Genomic DNA, 22,153 nt, shown 5'->3' with positions numbered 1-22,153 from the left:
ACACGACATGACCGACCGACCGACCGTCCTCGTCACCGGGGGCGCGGGCTATATTGGCTCGCATGCCTGCCGCGCACTGACCGCCGCCGGCTATCAGCCCGTCGTCTATGACAATCTCTCGACGGGCCATCGCAGTTTCGTGACCGGCCCGCTGGTGACGGGCGATCTGCTCGACGGCACAGCACTGGCGCGCGCCTTCGCCGATCACAAGATCACGGCAGTGATGCATTTCGCGGCGGCGAGCCTCGTCGGGGAGTCCATGATCGACCCGCAGAAATATTACATCAACAACGTGCAAGGCACGCTGTCGCTGTTGCAGGCGATGCGTAACGCGAACTGCCATCGCATCGTGTTCTCCTCGACCGGCGCCGTCTACGGCAACGCCGATTCCAAGGAACTGCCGGAAGACTTTCCCTGCGTGCCGATCAACCCCTACGGCGCATCGAAATGGATGATCGAGCGCATGCTCGCCGATTACCGCGCGGCCTATGGCTTCGGCGCGTTCTGCCTGCGCTATTTCAACGCCAGCGGCGCCGACCCAGCCGGCGGCATCGGAGAACTGCGCGACAACGAAACCCATCTCATTCCGCGCGCCATGATGGCGCTTCAGGGTCATGTCGACTTCGCAGTGTTCGGCGACGACTACGGCACGCCCGACGGCACCGCGATCCGCGACTACATCCATGTCACCGATCTCGCCGCGGCGCATGTGGCGGCACTGAAGCTTCTGGAAGAAGGGCATGCCGGCGGCAGCTTCAATCTCGGCACCGGCTCCGGCTTTTCCGTGCGCGAGATCCTCAACGCCATCAGGCAGGAGACCGGACGCGAGGTGCCACACACCGTCAAGCCGCGCCGCGCCGGCGATCCCACCTATCTGGTCGCGGATCCCTCTGCTGCGAAGAAGGTGCTGAACTTCGTGCCGCGTCATTCCGACCTGCCTACGATCATCCGCACGGCCTGGGCCTGGCACCAGAAGGCGCATCCCTTCAGGTCGCGTTAGGTAACCGTCCTGCACCTTGCCGGCAGGGGCCTTCAGCGGCTAAAGAGACTATGACGACCGGCGTCGACCGCTTTTCCGGCCGCCGCATGTTTCAGGCCTGGCCGCCGATGGGAGCGGCAGACGTGGCTGCGCGACGCGAGCCGTTCTTCAACGTAAAGACCACGACCGAGTGCGCACATCGGCCTGCTTTCAGGCGGACCCAAGGAGCACTGAGCGAATGCATCAGGCCGCAAGCCTGCAATTCGAGCGCGTGGTGGACGAGTTCGCCCGCTGGCTCGCTGTGCCCGAGGACGAACGTTCGCCGGCGCCGGCCTGGTGGTGGGGACCCGCGATCGCGGTGCTCGACGTGCGCCAGCCTATGCCAAGTGCGTGGTCGCGCACGCTCGGCCTCGGCGAAGGATCGGCCTTTGCCGATGGCGCGCGCCTGCTTCTCGCGCTGTTTGAGGATCAGACCTCACTGCCGTGGCCGGAAGATTTTCCGCGCAAGGCGGAAAGCAAGGATGATGACGTCCGCGAGCTGCACCCGCAGCCCTCAGACGACAGCGCGTTTCAGCCGTAACGCTGCGGCCTCGGTTGCGGCAAGGTCCGGCTCCGGCTGGAGCGGCGGCGCGACGGGCAGTTCTATCGGCCGCAGCAGTTCGGCCATCTGCCGCGCCGGCAGCGGCTTGGAGATCAGATAGCCCTGCATCTCGTCGCAGCCATGGGTGCGCAAGAATGCCTCCTGCTCGGCGTTCTCGACGCCTTCGGCGACGACGGTCATGCCGAGCGCCTTGCCCATGCTGATGATCGCCTGCGCGATGGCCTGGTCTTCCGAATCCTGCGGCAGGTCGCGGACGAAGGAGCGGTCGATTTTTATGGTGTCGATCGGGAAGTGCTTCATCAGCGACATCGATGAATATCCGGTGCCGAAATCGTCGATGGCGAGGCGAATGCCGCGGCTCTGGATGGCGTCGAGCACCTTGAGCGCGCGCCCGACATTGCGCATCATCATGCTCTCGGTGACCTCAAGCTGGAGCAGCACCGGCGACATGCCGCTGGCAGCCAGCGCCTCATCGACGTCCTGCAACAGATGCTCGTCGGCAAACTGCCGCGGCGACAGGTTGACCGCCATCGACAAGGGCAGCAGGCCGCGGCGCTGCCAAGCCATCGCTTGGGCACAGGCTTCATTCAGCACCCAGCGGCCGATCGGCACGATCAGCCCGGTCTCCTCGGCAAGGGGAATGAATTGCGCCGGCGAGACGTTGCCGAGATCGGGATGCGTCCAGCGCAGCAGCGCTTCCACTCCGGTGATCTGGCCGGTCTCCATATCCACCTTGGGCTGGTAATTCAGCGAAAATTGCTGGCGCTCCAGCGCCCGGCGCAGCGCGCTCTCCAGCGACAGACGTTCGATCGATTGCGTCTTCACTTCCTTCGAGAAGAAGCGATAGCCGTTCTTGCCGTCTTCCTTGGCGAGATACATCGCCATGTCGGCATTCTTGGTCAGTGTCTGCGCGTCGGAGCCGTTGGTCGGATACATCGCAATGCCGATCGAGGCCGTGGTGTGGCACTCGTGCCCGGCCAGCTCCATGGGCTCGCCAAGCACGGCGAGCAGCCCGCTGGCGATGCGCTGGACCTCGTCGATTTCGCCGCACCGGTCGAGGATCACCACGAATTCGTCGCCGCCGAGCCGTGCCACCACGTCGCTAGTCCGCAGCGCGCCCCGCAACCGACTCGCCACTTCGAGCAAGAGCAGGTCGCCGGCCTCGTGGCCGAGCGAATCGTTGATGACCTTGAAGCGGTCGAGATCGATGAACAGCACCGCAAAGCGGTGATCGCGACGCTGCGCCGCGCCGATCGCCTCGCGCAACAATCCGTTGAATGTCTCGCGGTTCGGCAGGTCCGTCAGGCTGTCATGCGAGGCGAGGTATTCGATCCGCTCGTCGGCCTTCTTTTTCTCGTCGGCGCGATCGAAATTCTCCATCGCGAAGGCGACGTTGTCGGCGAGGCGCTGCAACAGCTCGACGAACTCGGCGGTGAACGTGTCCTTGTCGGTCGACATGTAGATCATGACGCCGACGGCCAGATCATGAACGATGAGCGGGATCGCCGCGCCCGACCGTGCGCCGTCGCCACGAACAATGTCGTGGAAGGCGCTCACGCGCTGGTCGTTGAGATAGTCGTTGCTGATGCAGGGCTGCCGGGTCCGGAACGCCGTGCCGGCCATGCCCCGACCTTCGGGGCGCTCGGGGTCGACCGAGAGGCGGACATTGCGCGTGGTGTCGGACGACGGTCCTGCGCTTGAAACGATCTTGAGCTGGTCGCTGTCGGCGCCGGCGAGCGCAATGGTCGTCGAGGTGAACTTGGCGCCGTTCGATGCGGCGAGACATACGAGGTCGAACAATTCGGCGCGCGATTTCGCCCGCATGATCGCCTCGTTGGTCGCGCTCAGCGCCGCGAACATGCGAGTCAGGCGCTCCTTCTGCGCCTCGGTGCGCGCCTTTTCCTCGGCGCGGTCGAAATTGTCGAGCGCGAACGAGACGTTCTCTGCGAGACGGGCCAGCAGTTCGACCAGATCGGGCGTGAATGTATCCTCCTCCGGAGCAAGGAACAGCAGGATGCCGATCGGCTCCTGACCGGAGCGTAGAAGCGGGAAACTGGCAGCGGCCCGGGTTCCGTCCTCAACCGCCTTGGAGTGCCAGTGTGCCGAGCGCGGATCGTGCATATAGTCGTTAACGACACTGGGCCGGCGCGTCCGCAGCGAGGTTCCAATGATGCCCTGGCCCTCGGGATGATCCGGGGTAATCGCGCAGGTGCGCCCGACCATTCGCTGCTGGAGCCGTCCCTTCACGGCGACGACCCGGACCAACTCACGTTTCTCGTCGATGATTCCAATCGTCGCAGAGGCGAACATGCCGCCCAGCACGGCCGCCTGACATGCGACTTCGAACAGCTCCTCACGGGTCTCGGCGCGCATGATGGCTTCGTTGGTGGCGCTCAACGCCGCGAACATGCCGCTCAGCCGGTCTCGCTGCTTGTCGGCCTTCGCCTTCTCCTCGGCGCGGTCGAGATTTGCGATCGCAAATGACACGTTGCGTGCGAGTCGTTCCAGCAGTTCAACCAATTCCGGCGTAAAGGTGCCGATCTCGAGCGAATTGAACAGGAATACGCCCTCCTTGCGGTCGCCGTTCAGCAACGGCAACACGGCGGAGGACTTGACGCCGGTGCGGCGGGCACTCTCGTGCCAGGGCTTGAGGCGCTCGTCGGCGAGCAGGTGATTGGAGATGCACGGCTGCCCGGTGCGGAAGCACGTGCCGGTCAGGCCTCTTCCCTCCGGCACCTTGTCGGTCGTGGCGAATTTGAGTCTGCGTACTTCATCGGAGTACGGCCCTGCGGAGGCGACGACCCGCAGCAACCCGGAGGCAGGCTCGGCAAGCGCGATCGTCGCCGAGCCGAACTTTCCACCCTGCACGGACGCCTCGCATACGAGATCGAACAGCTCGGCACGCGACGTGGCCCGGATGATCGCTTCATTGGTCGCGCTCAGCGCGGCGTACATGCGCGCGAGCCGCTCCTCCTCCCGCGCGATCTGCGCTTTCTCCTCGTCGCGATCGAAATTCTGGAGCGCAAAGCACACGTTCTCGGTCATCCGCAGCAACAGCGCGACGATGCCATGGTCCTTCGCCCACGACTTGCTAACGAAGAAGAACATCACGCCGACGCTGGTTCCGCGCTTGATCAATGGTGCGGCGACGCAGGCGACCGCGCCGGCATTGATGCTGGCCCGCTCCCAGGTCGTTCCCTTGGTACGACCGACGAGGTCGTCTTCGACCATCGCCTTCTGCGTCCGGAAGACCTGGCCGGAGATGCCCCGACCGTGAGGATTGTCGGGATTGATCGAGTAGCGTGCTTGTCTGATTAGATCGAGATTTTGTCCGGTCGCGGCCACCGGCGTCAGCCAGTGCGAGTTCTCCTCGCGCAACAGCACGAAAGTCGCCAGCGATTTGCCGCCGTGCACTGCTGCGTCGCAGACCCGCTGATACAAGTCCAACTCGGTACTGGCTTTGAGGATTGCTTCGTTGGTCGCGCTAAGCGCGCCAAACATGCGATTCAGCCGCCGCATTGCCGCCTCGCTGTCCCGGCGCGCTCCTTCTCGCTCGAAATTCTCGAGCGCGTAGGAGATATTGGCCGACATGCGCTCGAACAGCGACACCATCTGCTCGTTCAGCGATCCGGCTTCGCGGCGGGTCACGTAGAGCACGCCGACGCCCTTGCCGTTACAGAGGAGCGGGACTGCCGCAGCCGCGCCGATTTGGGGCTTCGCCGCACCCTCGCGCCACGCCGGCGAACGCGGATCGTTCAGATAGTCATTGCTGATGCACAGCTTCTGATCGCGGAACGCCTCGCCACCGACGCCAGATCCTTCCGGCGTGCCTGCTTCCGTCGTGATCACGATCGAGCGCAGGCGCGCAACGTCATCGCCGCAGCCGGCCGCAAAGTGCAGCCGCCGGCCGTCCGGTCCCACCAGAAACACTGCGACGGCCAAAAAATCTCCGCTCGAAAACCCGGCGTCGCAGACCTTCTGGTACAGCTCGTCCGGCGATTTCGCGTAGAGAATCGCTTCGTTAATGGCGCTCAACGCCGCAAAGGTGCGTGCGAGGGTCGTCGGCACGTTCTCAGCTCCCGGGCATTTCTGCCTATTTTTCCCGGGTGACTTTATGGGTGGCGATCGCCTAAGTGGACGTTATTGCGCGCTGCAAACCCTCGATCAAAGTGAATGAGCGGCGAACGGCCGGCGCCAAACTGTCGAAAATACCGCCGCATGGCATGAACTTTCGACCGAAGGCGCGTTCTCTTTACGAAAATGCAGCCCTGTATTGGTTTACGGGAGATTGATATCGCACCGGCGCTTTGAGACCATGCACCGAACAAACTCCCTGTTAAGGGCACCAAGCCGGGGAAACGCCATGCCGATCGTCGGGGCCGAACGTCTCACGTGCATCAGCGCAGCGCTGCTCCGCGCCGCCGGAGCGTCCGAGGAAGAAGCGGACGCGGTGGCGTTCGGCTGCGTCAACGCCAATCTCGCCGGCCATGACTCGCACGGCGTGATCGCCGTTCCGACCTATATCGACCGCATCAAGGCCGGACACATCGTTCCCGGCGCCAAATGGACCATTGTCCAGGAATCGCCGACCACGACCGTGATCGACGGCCATTGGGGGTTCGGCTACCACGTCAACGCCAAGGCCATGGCACTGACCATCGAGAAGGCGAAGACGGCGAACGTCGCCGCCTGCACCGTGTTCCGGCAGAGCCATGTCGGCCGCCTTGCCGCTTATCCGTTGATGGCGATGCGGGAAGGTATGATCGGAATCGCGACCGCGGACTCCGGCCGCTCGCCGAAGCACGTCGCCCCGTTTGGCGGCAAGGAGGCGCGGCTCGGCACCAACCCGATCTCGATCGCGGTGCCGTCCGACCTCGATGCGCCGTTCTATCTGGACATGGCAACCTCGGCGGTGGCGGCCGGCAAGATCCAGCTCGCGCTCGCCCGCGGCGAGGAGATTCCGGCGGGGTGGATCATCGATGCCGAGGGGCGGCACACCACCGATCCGTCCCAATATCGCAACGGCGGCGCGCTGCTGCCGCTCGGCGGCACCGAGGGCTACAAGGGCAGCGGTCTTGCTGCCATGGTCGAGGTGCTGTGCGGCCTGCTCACCGGTCTCGGCTTCGGCGTCGAGCCGACCGGGCGGCACAATGACGGATGCTTCATGGCGGTGTTCAACGTCGCGGCCTTCCGTCCGCTGAAGGAGTTCAAGCGTGAAGTCGCCGAGTTTGCGCATTACCTCAAATCGACGCCGCCGTCCGAAGGCAGCACGGGCGTGTTCTATCCCGGCGAGATCGAGGGCCTGCGCGAGCGGCAACGCCTGCGCGACGGCATCGAGATCGAGGATACTACCTGGGGGAAGCTGCGCGCGCTGGCGCGCGAGTACCGGCTCGACACCGTCCTCGATCTGGCTTGACGGCATCAGGAGAACAGCAGCATGACGCGGCAGATGGTACTGGTCGGCTTCCTCCAGGCGCAGAACTGCACGAACTTGCCGAGCTCCTGGCGGCATCCGGACTCGCGCAACGATTCGATGTCGGCGGATTATTATCAGGAGATCGCGAGAATCCTCGAAGCCGGCAAATTCCACATGGCCTTCTTCGACGATCGCCTTGCGATGCCGGACCGCTACAGCAACGATCACGCCCACACCGTCGAATACGGCATCCGCTGCGTGAAGATGGACCCGCTGATCGTGCTGACCACGATGGGCATGGTCACCGAGAAGCTCGGACTTGGCGCGACCTGCTCGACCACCTATTACGAGCCGTTCGACGTCGCCCGACGCTTCGCAACGCTCGACCTGATGTCCGGCGGGCGCGCCGGCTGGAACGTTGTCACCTCGCTGAACGACGGCGAGGCGCTCAACATGGGGCGCGACTCGCACCCCGAGCATGATTCCCGCTACGACCGCGCCGACGAGTTCATGGAGGTCGTGCTCGGCCATTGGGACACCTGGGAGGACGGCGCGCTCATCATGGACAAGAAGAGCGGCCGCTTTGCCGATCCCACCAAGGTCAAGCGACTCGATCACAATGGACCGGCCTTCAAGTCGCGCGGACCGTTCACCGTGCCGCGCTCGGACCAGGGCCATCCCGTGATCATCCAGGCCGGCGCGTCCGGTCGCGGCCAGCGCTTTGCCGGGCGATGGGGTGAGGTGATCTTCACCGCCGCGCGCAACCTCGCGGGCGCCAAGGAAGGCTATGCTTCCGTGCGCAACGAAGCCGCCAAGGCTGGCCGCGATCCCGACCAGATGCTCCTCTGCAACCTGACGACGCCGGTCTGCGCGGCGACCAAGGCGGAGGCCGAGGACAAGATGGCGCTGATCAACAAACTTCCGCTCGAGATCGACGCGTTGTCGCTGCTCGCCGAAGCGCTCAACTACGATTTCGCCTCCAAGGATCTCGACGAGCCGCTGACGACGGCAGAGCTGAAGAGCATGCAGGGCATCTTAGGCATTCGCGACGGCGTGCTGAAGAATTCGGGCAAGAACAATCCGAGCGCGCGTGACTTCGTCACCTACTCCGGCCGCGGCCAGGTTCAGGATGCGATGGTCGGCGGTCCCAAGGAGATCGCGGACAAGCTGGAAGAGATGTTCGCCGAGCGCGGCTGCGACGGTTTTGTCATCGCCGCGACTTACGTACCCGGCTCCTACGCGGATTTCGTGCAACACGTCGTGCCGGAATTGCAGCGGCGCGGCCTGTTCCAGAAAGAATACCGCGGCAAGACGTTGCGGGAAAATCTCGGGCTCAAGCGGCCGGCACCCGGTGCCTGGAAGACGCAGCCCGCGATGCCGCGGAATGACAATGAGGGCATAACATGCGCTGGCTGAAATTCACTGCCAGGGACAGGACGTCCTGGGGGATCGTTGAAGACGACCAGGTGATCGCCGTCGACGGCGACCCCTTCAGTGAATGGCGGCGCAGCTCGCGCACGCATCCGCTGTCACAAGTTACCATCGAGCTGCCGCTGATTCCCCGCACCTTCTATTGCGTCGGCCTGAACTACCTGAAGCACCTGAAGGAGGCCGCCGACAAGCGCGGCGAGGTGCCGGCAGTGCCAGACCGTCCCGAGATCGGCTATCGCGCCCAAAACGCGCTGATCGCACATGACCAGGATGTCGTGATCCCTTCCTTTGCAACGGACAAGATCCACTATGAAGGCGAGCTCGTCGTCGTCATCGGCAAAAAAGTGAAGCATCTCACCGAAGCGAACGCGATGGATTGCGTGTTCGGCTACACCATCGGCAACGACGTCAGCGAGCGCAGCTGGCAGAAGGCTGATCGCAGCCTGTGGCGCTCCAAGAACGCCGACACGTTCAAGCCGATGGGTCCGTGGATCGAGACCGAGGCGGACCTCGCCGGGATGCAGACGATCGTCCGGGTCAACGGCAAGGAGACCAATCGCTTCCAAACCAACGACATGATCTTCGGCGTGGTGCCGTTCCTGGTCGAGCTGACGAAGTATTTCACGCTGTGGCCCGGCGACGTGATCTGGATGGGGACGGACGGAGCCTCGCCGGATATCAAGCACGGCGATGTCGTGGAGATCGAGATCAGCGGCATCGGGACGTTGCGGAATAGGTTTGTCAGGGAGAAGGTATAGCGCACGCTGCACCCACAGTGTCGTCTCGGCGAAAGCCGGGAGCCATACCGCCGCAGCCGATGTCATGATCGGGACTCGTTGTTACAGCTTCGCAAACAATTGGCATTCGTGATCATGGGTCCCGGCTCCCTGCGCAATGGCGCAGCAGGGCCGGGACGACCACGGATAATCCGTGCACACCTGCGTCAAAACGGCAGTGCCACGCTCGTCTTGATCTCCTTCAGCACCACATTGCTGCGGACGTAGCGGATGCCGGGGATGCGGAACATGAATTCGTCCAAGAATCTGTTGTAGGCGGCCATGTCCTGCACGACGACGCGCAAGTGATAATCGGCATCGCCCGTGGTCGCAAAGCACTCCAGCACCTCGCGGCGCGTGGTGACCCGCGCGACAAATTCATCGACGAACTTGGCGTCATGCCGCTCCAGCGAGACGTGGAGGATGGCGGACATCGCAAAGCCCGCCCGCTCGCGATCGATCAGCGCTGCATAGCCACGGATGACGCGGCTTTCCTCAAGCGCGCGCACCCGGCGCCAGCAGGCCGAGGTGGACATGCCGACCTCGTCGGCAAGCTGCTGGTTGGTGGCGCGGCCGTCCTTCTGGAGGTGCGCAAGAATCCGCGCATCCTGCTCTTCGATCATGGAATCCTCACAAACCGGATAACTTGACCGAATGATAGGCCAAATCGGGTTATATCTACCAGAATAACCGCGCCTACCGGGAAAGATAGGTAAGACCTACCAGCCGTCCGAGCCTAACCTCTGCTGATCCGGCAGGAAATGCCGCGGGAGGTCCGCATGGACGCCATTCCGTCCCTCGACATCTACGAACTCTCCGACCGCTATGACCGCGAGCAAGGCCGTGTCTTCCTCACGGGCACACAGGCGATCGTCCGTATCGCACTCGACCAGGTCAGGCGCGATCGCGCCCGCGGCCTCAATACCGCGGGCTTCATCTCCGGCTATCGCGGCTCGCCGCTTGGCGGCGTCGATCTCGAGCTCTGGCGCATCCAGGAGCGATTAAAGCGCGACCGCATCGAATTCCTCCCCGCAGTCAACGAAGACCTTGCGGCAACCGCCGTGCTCGGATCGCAGCAAGTCGAGACGCAAGGGGACCGCGAGGTCGATGGCGTGTTCGGGCTCTGGTACGGCAAGGGCCCCGGCGTCGATCGCTCGGGCGATGCGCTCAAGCACGGTAATGCCTATGGCTCCTCGCCGCATGGCGGCGTGCTGGTGGTCGCCGGCGACGATCATGGCTGCGTCTCATCCTCGATGCCGCACCAGTCCGACGTCGCCTTCATGAGCTGGTTCATGCCGACGCTGCACCCGGCAAGCGTCGGCGAATATCTCGAGTTCGGCGAATATGGTTACGCACTGAGCCGCTTCTCCGGCATGTGGGTCGGCTTCAAGGCGATTTCGGAGATCGTGGAGTCTGGCGCGTCCGTGGCGCTAAGCCCGCCCCGCGACTTCCGCACGCCCGACTTCGCGCCACCACCGGGAGGCCTGCACTATCGCTGGCCAGACCTGCCGGGTCCGCAGATCGAGGAACGGCTGGAAGCGAAGAAGCACGCCGTCTACGCCTTTGCGAAGGCCAATCCGATCGACAGGCACATCTACGACATTCCGGGTGCCACCTACGGCATCGTCACCACGGGCAAGGCGCATCTCGACCTTATGGAAGCGCTGCGGCTGATGGACCTCGATGAAACGGCCTGCCGCAGCATCGGCATCGACATCTACAAGGTCGGCATGGTCTGGCCCCTGGCGCTCCATGACGCCATGGAGTTCGTGAAGGGCAAGCGCGAGATCCTCGTCGTCGAGGAGAAGCGCGGCATCATCGAGAGCCAGTTCAAGGAATATTTCTACGATTATCCGGGCGCGAAGCCCGAGCGCATGGTCGGCAAGCATGACGAGCGGGGGGCGCGGCTGATCTCGTGGATCGGCGAATTGTCGCCGCGCGCGCTGGCTGCCGTGCTGGCGCGCCGGCTCGACCCGATGTTTCCAGGCCTCAATCTCGCCGCGCGGGCAGCTGCCTTGATGCCGGAGGCCGCGCGCACGATCAACGTCCCAGGCGCGACGCGCACACCCTATTTCTGCTCGGGATGTCCGCACAACACGTCGACCAAGGTGCCGGAGGGCTCCAAGGCACTGGCCGGCATCGGCTGCCACTTCATGGCGAGCTGGATGGACCGTGAGACCTCCTCGCTGATCCAGATGGGCGGCGAGGGCGTGAACTGGGCGGCTTCATCGAAATTCACCGGCCACAAGCACGTGTTCCAAAATCTCGGCGAAGGCACCTATTATCACTCCGGCTCGATGGCGATCCGGCAGGCGATCGCGGCCAATGCCAACATCACCTACAAGATCCTGTTCAACGATGCCGTAGCGATGACCGGCGGCCAGCCAGTCGACGGGCCGGTCAGCGTGCATGCCATCGCCCACAGCGTCCGCGCCGAAGGTGTTGAGCGTATCGCGCTGGTGTCGGACAATCCCGCGCAATTTTCTCCGCCCGACCTGCCAACCGGCGTCACCATCCATCCACGCGAGGAGATGGACGCGGTGCAGCGCGAGCTGCGCGAGGTGCCAGGCGTCTCCGTGCTGATCTACCAGCAGACCTGCGCCACCGAGAAGCGCCGGCGGCGCAAGCGCGGCCAGATGAACGACCCGAAGCGCTATGTCTACATCAATGATCTCGTCTGCGAAGGCTGCGGCGATTGCTCGGTCGAGTCCAACTGTCTCAGCGTCGAGCCGAAGGAAACGCCGTTCGGCCGCAAACGCCAGATCAATCTCTCGGCCTGCAACAAGGATTTTTCCTGTCTCAACGGCTTCTGTCCGAGTTTTGTTACCGTCGAAGGCGCCACGCGTCGCCAGAAAACCGCGAGCCGGGTCGACGCGATCGGCCGTGCCGCGACGCTGCCTCTGCCCGCCTTCGCGACGCTCGACCGGCCCTACGACCTGCTGGTGACCGGCGTCGGCGGCACCGGCGTAATTACGGTCGGCGCGCTGATCGGCATGGCCGCGCATCTCGAACGAAGCGGCGTCTCGGTGCTGGATTTTACCGGCTTTGCGCAGAAATTCGGCCCCGTGCTGAGCTACATCCGGCTTGCCGCTTCCCCCGGGGCGCTGCATCAGGTTCGTATCGACCAAGGCGCGGCCGATGCGGTGATCGGCTGCGATCTCGTCGTGAGCTCCTCGTCGAAGGCCTCCGGCACCTATCGCCGCGGCACGCGCGCCGCGGTCAATACCGCGGAGATGCCGACCGGCGACGTCGTCCGCTTCCGCGATGCCGACCTCGCCTCCACTGCCCGCCTGCGCGCCATCGGCCGCGTGATCGGCGACGGCAATCTCGATACGATCAACGCGAATGCGCTGGCCGAACGGCTGCTCGGCGACGCCGTCTATGCCAACATCATCATGCTGGGTTTTGCCTGGCAGCACGGACTGGTGCCGGTCTCGCTGCAAGCGCTGCTGCGCGCGATCGAGCTCAACGGCATCGCCATCGAACGCAACAAGCAGGCGTTCGCCTGGGGCCGCATCGCCGCTGCCGCTCCGGATTTTCTGCCGAAGACGGACGGCGTGCCCACGGCCGAGACACTCGACCAACTCATCGAACGCCGCGCCGATTTCCTCACCGCCTATCAGGACGAAGCCTATGCGGCGGGCTACCGGGCGCTCGTCGCGAGGGTCCGCCGCGCCGAGGCTGTCCTGAACAGCGAAGCTCTGACCGGCGCGGTTGCCCGCGCCCTGTTCAAGCTGATGGCCTACAAGGACGAGTACGAGGTGGCGCGGCTGCATATGCAGAGCGGCTTCCTCGACGAGCTAAAAGGCGAGTTCGAGGATGGCTTCCGCATCCAGTATCACCTTGCCCCGCCTTTCCTGCCGTCAAGCCGCGATGCACGTGGGCGTCCGCGCAAGCGCGCCTTCGGGTCGTGGATCCAGGCACCGCTCCTCATGCTGGCGCGGTTGAAGGGGCTGCGCGGAACACCGTTCGATCCATTCGGCTACACGGCCGAACGGCGTGCCGAGCGGGAGCTGATCGCCTGGTACGAAGGCCTGATCGAGCGGATGCTCGGCGAGCTCGACGCGGCACGCCTGCCGAATCTCACGGCCATCGCTAGGGCTCCCATGGACATTCGCGGTTATGGCCCGGTGAAGGAGGCTGCGATCGCGAAGGTGAAGACCGACGTCGAATCCTTGCTGGCGCGGCCGGTCGCGGCCAAGGCAGCCTGACCGCATTCGTCCTCATGAATAAGGGTTGATCAGCTTCTGCTGCTCGGCGCTGTGATGCACGAGCATGTCGATGAAGGTCCTGACCTTCGCCGTCAGATGGTGGCGATGCGGATAGACCGCGTTCATAGACAGCTCGACGGTCCGATATTCCGGCAACAGACGGACCAGCCGACCCGATTCGAGATCGTCTTGAACGAGAAACCCGGCCATTAGGCAGATGGCTGCGCCCTCCAGCGCCACCTTCCGCAATGCTTCTCCGCTGTTGGTGACGAAGCTGCCTGAGATGCGCACCGATGCCGGCGCACCCTTGCGATCGAGGAAGCGCCACTCGTCACCGAAAGGATAATTCAGGTGCCGGCCGCAATTATGCGCCGAGAGCTCATCGAGCTTCTGCACGCGGCCGTGCTTCTCGAGATAGTCGTGCGAACAGCACAGCACATGGCGCCACGTGGCGAGACTCCGCACGATCAGGCTGGAATCCCGCGGCTGGGTCATGCGCAAGGCGACGTCATAACCTTCCTCGATGAGATCGACGTCGGCCTCGCCCATGCGCAGGTCGATCTTGAGCTCCGGATAAGTCGACAGGAGCTGCGCGACTACCGGCGCGGCGAACGGCACCATGTGCGTGGCGACGTGGATGCGCAGCGTGCCGCGGGGGACCGACTGCAATTCGCTCGCGATGTCGTCGGCCTGTTCGAGATCGGCGAGGATCTGCGTGGCACGGTCGTAATAGGCCTTGCCGATTTCGGTGAGGCTGACTTTCCGCGTGGTCCGATTGAGCAGCCGCACCCCCAGCCGCTCTTCGAGCGCCTGGACATGATTGCTCACCATTGTCGTCGACATGTCGAGCCGGCGGGCCGCGGCGGAAAAGCCGCCACTATCGACCACCCGGACGAACGCCGTGAGGCTGCTGAAGCGGTCCATGTCTCGGAGCTCAGATTATCCATCTGGACTGGATAATTCTTCCACTAATACCACGATTATCACAGCTATGAGGACAACGCATCTTAGAGCCAGCGGTGCCCCTTAGGAGGCGCCCGGGAATGTCGAGGATGTCATGTCAAACGCTTCGTATGTTACTGAAACAAATGAGAAAATCTGGCTTCGCCCGTCTCGCCAGGCGCTCCAGCGGGGCGCGGTCGGCCTGGCGCTGGCCCTCGGCGTCGTGGTCGCTGCCGATTATGGCTACGATTACCTGAAGACCGGCCGCTATCTCGAATCCACCGACGACGCCTATGTGAAGGCCGATTCCACGATCATCGCGCCTAAGGTCTCGGGCTACATCGCGAAGGTGCTGGTCGGCGACAACGAGAAAGTCAAAGCGGGCCAGCTGCTGGCCAAGATCGACGATCGTGACTTCAAGACAGCCCTCGACCAGGCCCGCGCCGATGTCGAGGCCGGCGAAGCCTCGGTGCGCAACATCGATGCCCAGCTCGAATTGCAACAGCCGATCATCGCGCAGAGCACCGCCGATGTCATCGCTGCTGAGGCCAACCTGAAATTCGCCCAGGAGGAACGCGCCCGCTACGACGACCTGATGAAGTCGGGCTCCGGCACCATCCAGCGCGCGCAGCAGACCGATTCAGCGCTGCGCGCCAGCACCGCGCAATTGCAGCACGCCAAATCCGGCCTCTTGGCGGCGCAGCGCAAGGTCGACGTGCTCACCACCCAGCGGGCCCAGGCGACGGCCCAACTCGAGCGCGCCCGCGCGGTGGCGCAGCAGGCGGCGCTGAACCTGTCCTATACCGAGATCACCGCGCCGGTCGACGGCACGGTTGGCGCACGGAGCCTACGCGTCGGCCAGTACGTACAAGCCGGCACACAATTGATGGCCGTGGTGCCGCTGGATGCCGTCTATGTCGTCGCGAACTTCAAGGAGACGCAGCTCACGCATATGCGCCCCGGCCAGCCAGTCGAGCTACGCGTCGACAGCTTCCGCAGCCAGACCCTGCGCGGCCATGTCGACAGTCTGTCGCCGGCAAGCGGGCTCGAATTCGCCCTGCTGCCGCCGGACAACGCCACCGGCAATTTCACCAAGATCGTGCAACGCGTGCCGGTCAAGATCGTGCTCGACGACCACAGCCTGACCGGCCTGCTGCGCCCCGGCATGTCCGCGGTGCCGACCGTCGACACCAAGCAGGCGGTGCTGGCCGAGCGCGAGACGGCCAGGCATCTCGCCGACAACACATCCCGTCCGAATGGCGGCTGAGCTGACGAGGCTTCCATGAGCACGCTCCAACCCACCCTCAACGCCGCAGCCGGCCTCCCCGCCCCGGCTGCGCCTGCCACCCCGGCGGTTTCCGCAAGAACATGGATCGCGGTGATCGGCGCGACCCTGGGCGCCTTCATGGCGGTGCTGAACATCCAGATCGTCAACGCTTCGTTGGCCGATATCCAGGGTGCGATCGGCGCCGGCATCGACGACGGCGGCTGGATCTCGACCTCTTATCTGATCGCCGAGATCGTGGTGATCCCGCTCTCAGGTTGGCTCGCGCAGGTGTTCTCGATCCGCCTCTATCTGCTCACCAACGCGATCCTGTTCCTGGCTCTGTCGGCGGCCTGCGCGCTGGCGCAGGATCTGTCGCAGATGATCGTGCTGCGCGCGGTGCAAGGCTTCACCGGCGGCGTGCTGATTCCGATGGCCTTCACGCTGATCATCACGTTATTGCCGCGCGGAAAACAGCCCGTGGGCCTTGCGCTGTTCGCGCTATCGGCGACGTTCGCACCCGCGATCGGCCCGACCATCGGCGGCTATCTCACCGAGAATTTCGGCTGGCAGTACATCTTCTACGTCAACCTCGTGCCCGGCGCGATCATGGTCGGTATGCTCTGGTACGCGCTCGACGCAACGCCCATGAAGCTGTCGCTGTTGCGGGAAGGCGACTGGGCCGGCATCATCACCATGGCGATCGGGCTGTCCACGCTGCAGACCGTGCTGGAGGAAGGCAACAAGGACGACTGGTTCGGCTCGCCGTTCATCGTGAAACTGTCGTTAATCGCTGGCGTTGCGCTCACCGCCTTCCTCGTCATCGAGCTCACAGTGAAGAAGCCGCTCTTGAACCTGCGCCTGCTGGTGCGGCGCAATTTCGGCTTCGGCATGCTCGCGAACTTCCTGCTTGGTATCGCACTCTACGGCTCGGTGTTCATCCTGCCGCAATATCTGGCTCGCATCCAAGGTTACAATGCCGAGCAGATCGGTTTCGTGCTGGCCTGGACCGGGTTGCCGCAGCTCGTTCTGATCCCGCTCGTCCCTCGCCTGATGCAGAGGTTCGACGCACGGCTGGTGATCGGCGTCGGTTTCGTATTGTTCGCGGCCTCCAACTTCATGAACATCACCATGACCAGCAACTATGCCGCCGATCAGCTGTTCTGGCCCAACGTCGTCCGTGCGATTGGCCAGGCGCTGGTGATGGCGCCGCTGTCCGCGGTGGCAACATCAGGCATCGAGCCGGAAAACGCAGGCTCGGCGTCAGGCCTGTTCAACATGATGCGCAATCTCGGCGGCGCCGTCGGCATCGCGCTGCTCCAGACCGTGCTGACCAAGCGCGAGCAGTATCACTCCAACGTGCTGATGCAGTCGGTCTCGGTGTTCGAGCAGGCGACGCGCACACGGCTGGAGCAGCTCACCCAGTATTTCATCAATCACGGCATCCTCGACCATGCGGATGCGTCGCATCGAGCCTATGTCGCGATCGGCCGTATCGTGCAGAAGCAGGCCTATATCCTCGCCTTCAGCGACACCTTCTATCTGCTTGGCGCGGCGCTGATCGTGGCCCTGGTCGCAGCCCTGTTCCTGAAGAAGCCCGGCCAGACTTCCCCCGGCGGAGCCCACTGACCTCTATCCAAGCAAGGAGAACGACCATGAAGCCGCGCATGAACTACTACCAGGCCGCGCCCGACACGATCAAAGCACTGATGGCGCTGGAGACGCAGATCCAGTCGACAGGCCTGGAGAAGTCACTGATCGAGCTCGTCAAGATCCGGGCCTCGCAGATCAACGGCTGCGCCTATTGCATCAACATGCATACCGAGGACGCGCGCAAGCGCGGCGAGACCGAGCAGCGCATCTATCTGCTCGACGCCTGGCGCGAATCTCCGCTCTATTCCGACCGCGAGCGCGCCGCGCTGGCCTGGACCGAAGCAGTGACCTTGATCTCGCAGACGCACGCGCCGGACGACGTCTACGAGCAGGTCCGCGCACAGTTCTCCGAGGAGGAAACGGTCAACCTGACCATGCTGATCGCGACCATCAACGCCTGGAACAGGATCGCGATCTCGTTCCGCGCAGTTCACCCGGTGAAGGTCAAGGCGTCGGTGGGGTGAGGAGTGGCGTCATGGACGCAACGTCGCCTCCACCCCCACAACTGTCGTCGCCCGGGTCAAGCCGGGCGATGACAGCAATGGGTGTGGCTTAAACCGCCGTCGCCTTGGCGAACTCCACGTAGATCTCGCGCAGCCGCGTTGCCAACGGGCCGGGCTTGCCGTCGCCGATCTTTTTCCCATCGATCGCGACCACCGGCTGCACGAACAGTGAGGCCGACGTCGCAAAAACCTCCTTTGCAGCCAGCGCCTCGGCCACCGTGAAAGAACGCTCCTCAACGCGGAGCTGGCGCTCTTCGGCGAGCGCCACCACGGCCTTGCGGGTGCAGCCCGGCAGGATCGCATTGGAGTTCTTGCGGGTCACGATGACATCGTCCTGCGTCAGGATGAATGCCGAGGACGAGCCGCCTTCGGTGACATAGCCGTCTTCCAGCATCCAGGCTTCGCCGGCGCCGGCTTCGGCCGCGGCCTGCTTCGCCAGCACCTGCGCCAGCAGTGCCACGCTCTTGATATCGCGCCGTTCCCAGCGGATGTCGGGCACGGTGATCACGCTGATGCCGGTCTTCGCCGACGCGGCGTTGATGATATCCTTCTCCGAGGTGAACATCACCAGGCTCGACTTGACGTCACCCTTGGGAAACGCAAAGTCGCGGCCCTTGTCGGCACCGCGCGTGACCTGGAGGTAGACGAGGCCGTTCTCGAGCTTGTTGCGTGCGATCAGTTCCTTCTGGAACTCGGTGATGCGCTCGAGCGTCTCCGGTAGCGTCAGCTTGATCTCGCCGACCGAGCGCTCCAGCCGCGCCAGATGCGAGGCATTGTCGACCAGCTTGCCATCGAGAACGGCCGAGACCTCGTAGATGCCGTCGGCGAACAGAAAGCCGCGGTCGAGGATCGAGACTTTCGCGTCCGAGAGCGGGACGAATGAGCCGTTGACGTAGGCAATCGAGTCCAAGGCAGGTCTCCTGGCGGAAAGGGGATTTGCCCACCGGTATAGGAGATTTGGCGCGGACGATAAACCCTCGATGCGTCATTCCGGGGCATTCGCAAAGCGAATGAGCCAGGAATCGATCTCATCTCGCGTACTGCCGCACAATGGATTCCGGGCTCGCGAAGTCGTCGCGCCGGAATGACAGCGGTGATTAATGCGACAGGATCTTCGACAGGAATTTCTGCGCGCGGTCGCTGCGGGGCTTGCCGAAGAAATCGTCCTTCGCTGCGTCCTCGACGATCTCGCCGCGGTCCATGAAGATGACGCGGTTGGCGACCTTGCGAGCAAAACCCATCTCGTGGGTGACGACCATCATGGTCATGCCTTCGCGGGCGAGATCGACCATGACGTCGAGCACTTCACTGACCATTTCGGGGTCCAGCGCCGAGGTCGGCTCGTCGAACAGCATGACGATCGGATCCATCGCCAGCGCGCGAGCGATGGCGACGCGCTGCTGCTGCCCGCCGGAGAGCTGCGCCGGGAATTTCTGCGCCTGCTCGATCAACCCGACGCGCTCCAGAAGCTGCATGCCTTTGGTCTGCGCCTTGTCACGCGGGCGCCCCAGCACCTTCTCCTGGGCGAGGCAGAGATTGTCGATGATCTTGAGATGCGGAAACAGCTCGAAGTGCTGGAAAACCATGCCAACGCGCGAACGCAGCTTCGGCAGATTGGTCTTGGGATCGTTGACCTTGGTGCCGTCGACCAGGATGTCGCCGCTCTGGAACGGCTCCAGCGCATTGACGCATTTGATCAGCGTGGACTTGCCCGAGCCCGAGGGACCGCAGACCACGACGACCTCGCCCTTGGTGACGCTGGTGGTGCAATCCGTCAGCACCTGGAAACTCGGCGTGTACCATTTGTTGACGTGGCTGATTTCGATCATGACGGACACGCTCTATCGGATGATGGCGATGCGCGCCTGGAGGCGGCGAACGCCGTAGGACGCGATACAGGAAATGGTGAAGTAGACGATTGCTGCGAACAGATACATTTCGACCAGGCGCCCGTCGCGCTGCGCCACCTTGCTGGCGGCGCCGAGGAAGTCGGTGATCGACAGCACGTAGACCAGCGAGGTGTCCTGGAACAACACGATGGTCTGCGTGATCAGGACCGGCAGCATGTTGCGGAAGGCCTGCGGCAGCACGACATAGCGCATGGTCTGGGCGTAAGTCAGCCCCAGCGCGCTGGCGGCAGCCGGCTGCCCGCGCGAGATCGACTGGATGCCGGCGCGCATGATTTCGGAGAAGTACGCCGCCTCGAACATGATGAAGGTGATGAGCGACGATGCGAACGCGCCGACGCTGATGGGGCGCGAGGCGCCGGTCAGCCACTGCCCGATATAGGGCACCAGGAAATAGAACCAGAAGATGACCAGCACCAGCGGCAGCGAGCGCATGAAGTCGACATAAACGCCGGCGATCCGGCCAAGGATCTTGAAGCCGGAGAGCCGCATCAGCGCGAGTGCCGTGCCGAAGACCAACCCGCCGAGTGCTGCGAGCCCCGTTAGCGTCAGCGTGAACGTCATGCCCTCATAGAACAAATAGGGCAGCGCGCGGCGGATGACGTCGAAATCGAGATTGCCGAACATCGCTATTTCCCCGTGATGTAGCCGGGGATCGCAACCCAGCGCTCGAGGAAGCGCATCGCGGTCACGACGACGGCGTTGACGAGGAGATAGAGGATAGTCGCAGCGGTGAAGGCCTCGAACACCTGGAACGAGAATTCCTGCATGGAGCGCGCCTGTCCGGTCAACTCGAGCAGGCCGATGGTGATCGCAACCGCCGTGTTCTTGATGGTGTTGAGAAACTCAGAGGTCAAGGGTGGCAGGATGATGCGGAACGCCATCGGCAGCAGCACGTAGCGATAGCCCTGCACCGTGGTCAGACCCAGGGCGGTTGCGGCCATCTTCTGCCCGCGCGGCAGCGAACCGATGCCGGCCTGCAATTGCACGGCGACGCGGGCCGACATGAAGAAGCCGACACCGATCGCGGCCGTCCAGAACGGCGCGTTCGGCAGCTGCTTCAGCCAAGTGCCGGCGCCTCTTGGCAGCAGTTCCGGCAGCACAAAGAACCACAGGAAGAGCTGCACGAGCAGCGGCATGTTACGGAAGAATTCGACATAGGCAAAGCCGAACCAATTCGCTCCCCTCGACGGCAGCGTGCGCATCACGCCGACGATGGAGCCGGTGATCAGCGCGATGACCCACGCCAGCGCCGCGGTCTTGAGGGTCAGCACCAGCCCCGACAGCAGCATGTCGAGATAGGTGCCGGTCCCCATCGGGTTCGGCTGGAAAAAGATTCCCCAGTTCCAGTTGTAGTTCACGTGTCCCCCGCGCGAACGCGCCGATCATGGATGTCCCGGCGTCTATGCAAATGTCCGGCCATTCTCCCTCCAGAATGTCCGAAATGTACCGCCTCTCCCGCAAGCGGGGAGAGGCGAACAGCTCGATCTTACTTGTAATCGTCCGGATTCGGCGAGTCCGTCGGCTTGGCGAACTCGTTCTTCAGCTCTGGCGAGATCGGCGTGTTGAGGTTCAGTCCCTTCGGCGGGATCTTCTGGGTGAACCACTTATCGTAGATCTTCTGGGCTTCGCCGGACGTATAGAGCGCCGCCGTCGCCGCATCGACCACCTTCTTGAAGGCGGGGTCGTCCTTGCGCAGCATGATGCCATAAGGCTCGGGCTTGGAGAACGCATCCTTGGAGATGGCATAGTCGTCCGGGTTCTTCGAGCCGGCCACCAGGCTCGCCAGCAGGATGTCGTCCATCACGAAGGCGACCGCGCGGTCGGTCTCGACCATCAGGAAGGCCTCGGCGTGGTCCTTGGCCGGAATGATGTTAGCGCCGAGGCCCTTGGCAACGTTGGCCTCGGTGAGCTGCTTGATGTTGGTGGTGCCGGCGGTCGAGACCACGGTCTTGCCCTTGAGATCGTCGATCGACTTCAGGCCGCTCGACTTCTTGAACACGTAGCGGCTGGCCGTCAGATAGTGGGTGTTGGTAAAAGCGACCTGCTTCTGGCGCTCGGCATTGTTGGTGGTCGAGCCGCATTCGAGATCGATGGTGCCGTTCGCCATCAGCGGGATGCGGGTCGCCGAGGTCACCGGATTGAGCTTGACCTCGAGCTTGTCCAGCTTGAGCTCCTTCTTCACGGCGTCGACGATCTTGTAGCAGATGTCCATCGCGAACCCGATGGGCTTCTGGTTGTCATCGAGATAGGAGAACGGGATCGAGGAGTCGCGGAAGCCCAGCGTGATCGCGCCAGTGTCCTTGATGTTCTTCAGCGTGCCGGTCAGCTCCTGGGCCCCGGCCTGGCTGACGGCGAAGGTGGCGGCAAGCGCGAGCCCGATGTAACGGAAATGTTTCACTTTTTATTCCCCTTTCAGATGATGCGGCCCGGATGCAAGCACAAATCGAGCCGGATTAGAATGTAACTT

General features: G+C 63.6%; 17 protein-coding genes. 9 read left to right on the top strand and 8 right to left on the bottom strand.

Annotation, left to right across the window (positions count from 1 at the left end):
- Positions 1-7: 7 nt before the first annotated feature.
- Together galE and IVA87_RS31280 are read left to right on the top strand one after the other, a co-directional pair.
- The gene (gene galE, locus IVA87_RS31285) at positions 8-1,000 is read left to right on the top strand and encodes a UDP-glucose 4-epimerase GalE (RefSeq protein ID WP_247299301.1); all 993 of its coding nucleotides are present in this window, start codon (positions 8-10) and stop codon (positions 998-1,000) included.
- Between the two features lie 217 nt (positions 1,001-1,217).
- Positions 1,218-1,559, top strand: coding sequence for a hypothetical protein (locus tag IVA87_RS31280; protein ID WP_247299299.1), 342 nt, complete (start codon positions 1,218-1,220; stop codon positions 1,557-1,559).
- Here the strand turns inward: IVA87_RS31280 and IVA87_RS31275 are convergent.
- Complete coding sequence (locus IVA87_RS31275; protein WP_247299297.1) at positions 1,533-5,648, bottom strand: GAF domain-containing protein; 4,116 nt, start codon at positions 5,646-5,648, stop codon at positions 1,533-1,535. The genes IVA87_RS31280 and IVA87_RS31275 overlap by 27 nt on opposite strands.
- A 295-nt stretch (positions 5,649-5,943) precedes the next feature.
- On the opposite strand from IVA87_RS31275, the gene IVA87_RS31270 reads away from it, so the two are divergent.
- Genes IVA87_RS31270 through IVA87_RS31260 form a run of 3 tightly spaced genes read left to right on the top strand, consistent with a single transcriptional unit; the run spans position 5,944 to position 9,185 of the window.
- Positions 5,944-6,996: an Ldh family oxidoreductase gene (locus tag IVA87_RS31270; protein WP_247299295.1), complete on the top strand. Its 1,053-nt coding sequence runs from the start codon at positions 5,944-5,946 to the stop codon at positions 6,994-6,996.
- A gap of 21 nt (positions 6,997-7,017) precedes the next feature.
- Entirely contained in the window at positions 7,018-8,412 is a 1,395-nt protein-coding gene (locus tag IVA87_RS31265; RefSeq protein ID WP_247336815.1) for an LLM class flavin-dependent oxidoreductase, read from the top strand.
- Positions 8,400-9,185, top strand: a complete 786-nt coding sequence (locus tag IVA87_RS31260) for a fumarylacetoacetate hydrolase family protein (protein WP_247299292.1) — start codon at positions 8,400-8,402, stop codon at positions 9,183-9,185. The genes IVA87_RS31265 and IVA87_RS31260 overlap by 13 nt, the downstream gene beginning before the upstream one ends.
- 185 nt (positions 9,186-9,370) lie before the next feature.
- On the opposite strand, the gene IVA87_RS31255 is transcribed toward IVA87_RS31260, so the two are convergent.
- Positions 9,371-9,826, bottom strand: a complete 456-nt coding sequence (locus IVA87_RS31255) for an Lrp/AsnC family transcriptional regulator (protein ID WP_247299291.1) — start codon at positions 9,824-9,826, stop codon at positions 9,371-9,373.
- Positions 9,827-9,982: 156 nt separating this feature from the next.
- Here IVA87_RS31255 and IVA87_RS31250 point away from each other — a divergent pair, with 156 nt between their 5' ends.
- Positions 9,983-13,414: an indolepyruvate ferredoxin oxidoreductase family protein gene (locus IVA87_RS31250; RefSeq protein ID WP_247299290.1), complete on the top strand. Its 3,432-nt coding sequence runs from the start codon at positions 9,983-9,985 to the stop codon at positions 13,412-13,414.
- Positions 13,415-13,426: 12 nt separating this feature from the next.
- Here IVA87_RS31250 and IVA87_RS31245 read toward each other — a convergent pair whose 3' ends face one another.
- Complete coding sequence (locus IVA87_RS31245) at positions 13,427-14,338, bottom strand: LysR family transcriptional regulator (protein ID WP_247299289.1); 912 nt, start codon at positions 14,336-14,338, stop codon at positions 13,427-13,429.
- 133 nt (positions 14,339-14,471) lie between these two features.
- Between IVA87_RS31245 and IVA87_RS31240 the strand changes: the two genes are divergently transcribed.
- Genes IVA87_RS31240 through IVA87_RS31230 form a run of 3 tightly spaced genes read left to right on the top strand, consistent with a single transcriptional unit; the run spans position 14,472 to position 17,737 of the window.
- Positions 14,472-15,623, top strand: a complete 1,152-nt coding sequence (locus IVA87_RS31240; protein WP_247299288.1) for an HlyD family secretion protein — start codon at positions 14,472-14,474, stop codon at positions 15,621-15,623.
- Between the two features lie 15 nt (positions 15,624-15,638).
- On the top strand, positions 15,639-17,249 hold the full coding sequence (locus IVA87_RS31235; RefSeq protein WP_247299287.1) for an MDR family MFS transporter: 1,611 nt from the start codon (positions 15,639-15,641) through the stop codon (positions 17,247-17,249).
- 26 nt (positions 17,250-17,275) lie between these two features.
- Positions 17,276-17,737: a carboxymuconolactone decarboxylase family protein gene (locus IVA87_RS31230; protein WP_247277651.1), complete on the top strand. Its 462-nt coding sequence runs from the start codon at positions 17,276-17,278 to the stop codon at positions 17,735-17,737.
- An 88-nt stretch (positions 17,738-17,825) separates the two neighbouring features.
- Here IVA87_RS31230 and IVA87_RS31225 read toward each other — a convergent pair whose 3' ends face one another.
- The 5 genes from IVA87_RS31225 to IVA87_RS31205 form a co-directional block, all read right to left on the bottom strand.
- On the bottom strand, positions 17,826-18,686 hold the full coding sequence (locus IVA87_RS31225; protein ID WP_247336811.1) for a D-amino-acid transaminase: 861 nt from the start codon (positions 18,684-18,686) through the stop codon (positions 17,826-17,828).
- Between the two features lie 187 nt (positions 18,687-18,873).
- On the bottom strand, positions 18,874-19,605 hold the full coding sequence (locus IVA87_RS31220; RefSeq protein ID WP_247277653.1) for an amino acid ABC transporter ATP-binding protein: 732 nt from the start codon (positions 19,603-19,605) through the stop codon (positions 18,874-18,876).
- A 12-nt stretch (positions 19,606-19,617) separates the two neighbouring features.
- Positions 19,618-20,310, bottom strand: a complete 693-nt coding sequence (locus IVA87_RS31215) for an ABC transporter permease subunit (RefSeq protein WP_247299284.1) — start codon at positions 20,308-20,310, stop codon at positions 19,618-19,620.
- 2 nt (positions 20,311-20,312) lie between these two features.
- Positions 20,313-21,044, bottom strand: coding sequence for an amino acid ABC transporter permease (locus IVA87_RS31210; RefSeq protein ID WP_247277760.1), 732 nt, complete (start codon positions 21,042-21,044; stop codon positions 20,313-20,315).
- A 128-nt stretch (positions 21,045-21,172) separates the two neighbouring features.
- Complete coding sequence (locus IVA87_RS31205) at positions 21,173-22,084, bottom strand: amino acid ABC transporter substrate-binding protein (protein WP_247277654.1); 912 nt, start codon at positions 22,082-22,084, stop codon at positions 21,173-21,175.
- Positions 22,085-22,153 lie beyond the last annotated feature (69 nt).

The sequence above is a fragment of the Bradyrhizobium sp. 147 genome, from assembly GCF_023073935.1.
GTDB lineage: Bacteria > Pseudomonadota > Alphaproteobacteria > Rhizobiales > Xanthobacteraceae > Bradyrhizobium.
Note: the sequence above shows the minus strand (reverse complement) of the source record. Positions and strands in the feature narration are given on the sequence as shown.